Here is a 3,717-nt window from a genome sequence, read left to right as displayed (position 1 = left end):
GGGCAGGGGTGGGTCAGCGGGACCCGCTGCAAGTACGTCCATGTAAGCTCGTATGCCGCCATCCATGGCGGCATACGGTCCCGCCAACCCACCCCTGCCCACCCTTTGACAATGTGCCGGTGCGCAAGGGAAAAGCGATGACGGGCAGGCACGTCATGGCACCCGCGAGGCTGATGTTGACCGGAATCCGAAAGGCTTGAGCTGTCGCGCTGGTCTCAGGTGTGGAAGCAGTTGAAGCACTTGAAGCATTCGAAGCATTCGAAGCATTTGAAGCCTGCGCAATGGTCGGAGCGGGTGGCGCGGTCGAGATGCTCGGTGCAATCGGTGCGGTCCGAAGGGTCAAGGCTATCGTGGCGTTCGACGCAGTCAGCACGCTCAACAGTGTCGAGGCGGGGGAACTGCTCGAGCTGGTCCGAGCCGCAGATATCTCGTTCGATCAGGCTTTGCTTTGCACTGCACTGCACTGCCATGGCCACCAACCAACTGTCGAAGGGCGGGGGTGTGTGGGTTGGCGGGACCGTTGTGCCGCATGGATGCGGCTCACGAGCCCCCAAGGATGGGTTTACGGCGCGTCCCGCGAACCCATACACCCCCGACCAGGCCACGGACAGCCGGCACTGACGCTTTTGAGAGGGCGGGGTAAACCAATAAAAAACCCGCTGCAAATAGCAGCGGGTTCTTCGGATCTTCGATGTCGCCACTAAGTCGCTGACAAGAGCAACATCAGAACTTGTAGTTCACGCCCAGCATGTACGTGCGGCCCCACTCCACGTACTCCAACGGACGATCCGTCGTGCCAGCGTAGGTGCGATACGGCTCGTTGGTCAGATTGCTTCCCTGCAGCAACAGCGTCAGCCCATGCAGACTGCTGCTGTCCGCGAAGGTGTAGCTGACCTGCGCATCTGTCACGTTCTCACCGACCACATAACGCAACGTCCGGTTGCCGTTGAAATTGCCGATCTCACCGATGAAATCCGAACGACGGCGCTGGCTCACGCGGGCCTCGAACCCACTGCGCTCGTAGTACGCCGTGAAGTTGTACACACGCTCGGACAGACCCGGCAGGCTGATCGGATCGCTGCCCACGCTGGAGGCGCTTTCCGGATCGAGGATCTTGATGTCACTGTCATTGAACGTCGCACTGGCCTGTACACCGAAGCCACGCAGGCTCTCGGTCAGCATCTCCAGTGGGAACGAGGCGGTCAGCTCCAGGCCCTTCAGCTTGCCACCCTGGCCATTCTGCGGGGCAGAGAAGGTGCCGGTCGGCAGGACCGGGACGATCATGCCCGGCGGTGGTACGTAGCTGGCCAGCAGGTCGCTGAAGTCGTAGTCATCGCGCGACTGCGTGTAGACGTAGGACTTCAGATCCTTGAAGAACACCGCGGCGGCCACATAGGCCTTCTCGCCGAAGTACTTCTCGTACGACAGATCGATCGCATTGGCGCGCCACGGATCCAGCAGCGGGTTGCCACCGCTGCCGCCAGGCTTGCCGGTGGCGGTGTCCACGCCGAACTCCAGGCCGGCACGCATCTGGTCCACGCGCGGGCGTGCCACCTGCTTGGCCACGGCGAAGCGCAGCGTCTGCTGGTGCGGGAACATGAAGGCCAGGTTCACGCTCGGCAGCCAATCGGTGTAGGTCTTGCCGTCATCGATCGGCAGGATGTTCTGGCCATCGGGACGCGAGCGGTCGAAGTAGTTGGACTGCGAGCTCTGGTCGGTGCGCACCATCTGCACGCCGATGTTGCCGCGCAGGCCGACCTCGCCCAGATCGGTGTTGATGTTCGCGCGGATCCACGCGGTGCTGGTCTTTTCCTGCACCGTCCAGGCCTTGGGAATCAGGTAGTCCAGGTTGGTGACCGGGTTGAAGACCATGTAGCGGTCCACCGCAGCCGGTACGTTCCAGGCGGGGATGTAGCCGATGCCGGCGAAGCCGAGGTTGACCGGTGCGTATTGCAGGTCACCGGCGATGTTGGCATCGCCCTGGTCGCCGAGCAGGATGTTGCCCTCGGCCTGGGTCTTGTCCTTGCGACGGTCGGCGTAGTTCACGCCCACGTCCACATCGGAGAACCACGGCAGCGAATCGGGCATCGCGAAGGTGGCCTGCAGGCGGGCGCCCTTCAGGCGGTCTTCGACCATCGGCACCTTGCCGTAGCCGGAGCCGTAGATGGTGTTGGTCAGGAACAGCGCGTCGGGGTTGGAGTAGTCCAGCCCCGGGCTGATCTGCGAGAACCCATCCGGCTTGACCACCACCCCGACCGAATCCAGCTGCGGCATCGGCGTGAGCTGCAGGTTGTTCTCCAGGTTCAGTTCGTTGCGCGTGGCCTTGGAGTAGTTCACATCGGCGACGACCTTGACGCGTTCGAAGTTGAACTCGTTGTTCCAGCCGAACGCGTCGATCTTGTCCTTGCGCTTGTTGTACATGCCGCGCACCAGCGGGTACACGCCGGTCGCCACGCCGCCGGCGAACGTGCCATCGGCGTTGATCTGCGGGTTGGTGATCAGCAGGCCCGGGGTGTAGCCGCCGTTGTAGTTGCTGAGGTTGACCTCGAACTGGTTGGCCGTATCGATCTGCTCGGCTTCGGTATGGAAGGCATCCAGGGTGCTGGTCCACACGTTCGACGGGCGGAACTGCACGGTGGCCATCACGCCGTCACGCTCGTTGTTGCCGGTGCGGCGCAGGGCCTTGATGCCATCGGAGAACACGGTGCCCGGGGCCAGGCCAGGGCGGTTGCCCTGGTCGGTCTGTTCGGTGGTCCACGGTTCGTACAGGCCCACCTGGTTTTCCTGGATGGGCATGTCGCTGTGCGCGTAGCCGATCGAGATGCCCAGCGTGTTGTCGAGGAACTGGTCGATGTAGCTGGCGCTGAAACGGTTGCCGTACGGGTCGACGTTGGCGGCCTTGCCCAGCGAGCTCTTCTGGTAGCGGCCGCTGATGGCGATCACGCGCTCGGCGAAGCTCAGTGGGCGCACCGTCTGCATGTCGATGGTGCCCGACAGGCCCTGGCCGACCAGCGCCGCATCCGGCGTCTTGTAGACGGTCACGCCGTTGACCAGTTCCGAGGGGTACTGATCGAACTCGACGCTGCGGTTGTCACCGGTGCTGACCACTTCGCGCCCGTTGAGCAGGGTGGTGGCGAAGTCCGGCGACAGACCGCGCACGCTGATCACCTGGGCACGCCCGGCCACGCGCTGGGCGGCCAGGCCGGGCAGGCGGCCCAGCGATTCGGCGATGCTCACGTCCGGCAGCTTGCCGATGTCCTCGGCCGAGATCGCTTCGACCACCGACGTGGCGTCCTGCTTGATCGCGATCGCATTCTCGATGCCGCGGCGGATGCCGGTGACCTGGACGGTGTCCAGATTGGTCGCCGCGGTACCGGTCGGTGCGGTGGTGGTACTGGGTTCGGCGGTCTGCGCCGACGCCATCAACGGCGTCAGGGCGACGGCCAGCGCGAGACTCAGCGCGCTGCGCTTGCGGTTCAACATTTTCCCCTCCCAGGCAATGTTGCCAATCGATTTTTTGGTTGCCCGGAGGACCCGGGAGCGTCATGGCGCGGTGGCCGTTGACTGCGTGGCTATGGTAGGCAGCGCTTCGGCTGCGGGAATCACCCTGCATACGTATTCAATGACGTTTGCAGCATTGGAAGCGATTACAGGTGCGTTATCGCAGTCGCGCTGCCGCGCCACGGTCTGCCATGCAACCGTGGATGGTAGTGGCGG

At 63.7% G+C, this 3,717-nt stretch carries 2 protein-coding genes; both read right to left on the bottom strand.

Going from position 1 to position 3,717, the window contains the following annotated elements:
- Positions 1 to 215: 215 nt before the first annotated feature.
- The gene (locus ACE026_RS06110; RefSeq protein ID WP_486038363.1) at positions 216 to 470 is read right to left on the bottom strand and encodes a hypothetical protein; all 255 of its coding nucleotides are present in this window, start codon (positions 468 to 470) and stop codon (positions 216 to 218) included.
- Between the two features lie 253 nt (positions 471 to 723).
- Entirely contained in the window at positions 724 to 3,483 is a 2,760-nt protein-coding gene (locus tag ACE026_RS06105) for a TonB-dependent receptor (protein WP_486038362.1), read from the bottom strand.
- Positions 3,484 to 3,717 lie beyond the last annotated feature (234 nt).

It is taken from the genome of Stenotrophomonas sp. AGC87 (genome assembly GCF_057333975.1).
Note: the sequence above shows the minus strand (reverse complement) of the source record. Positions and strands in the feature narration are given on the sequence as shown.

Coding starts and splice junctions, on each gene's coding strand:
- ACE026_RS06110 (WP_486038363.1), bottom strand. CDS start 470: ATGGCAGTGCAGTGCAGTGCAAAGCAAAGCCTGATCGAACGAGATATC.
- ACE026_RS06105 (WP_486038362.1), bottom strand. CDS start 3,483: ATGTTGAACCGCAAGCGCAGCGCGCTGAGTCTCGCGCTGGCCGTCGCC.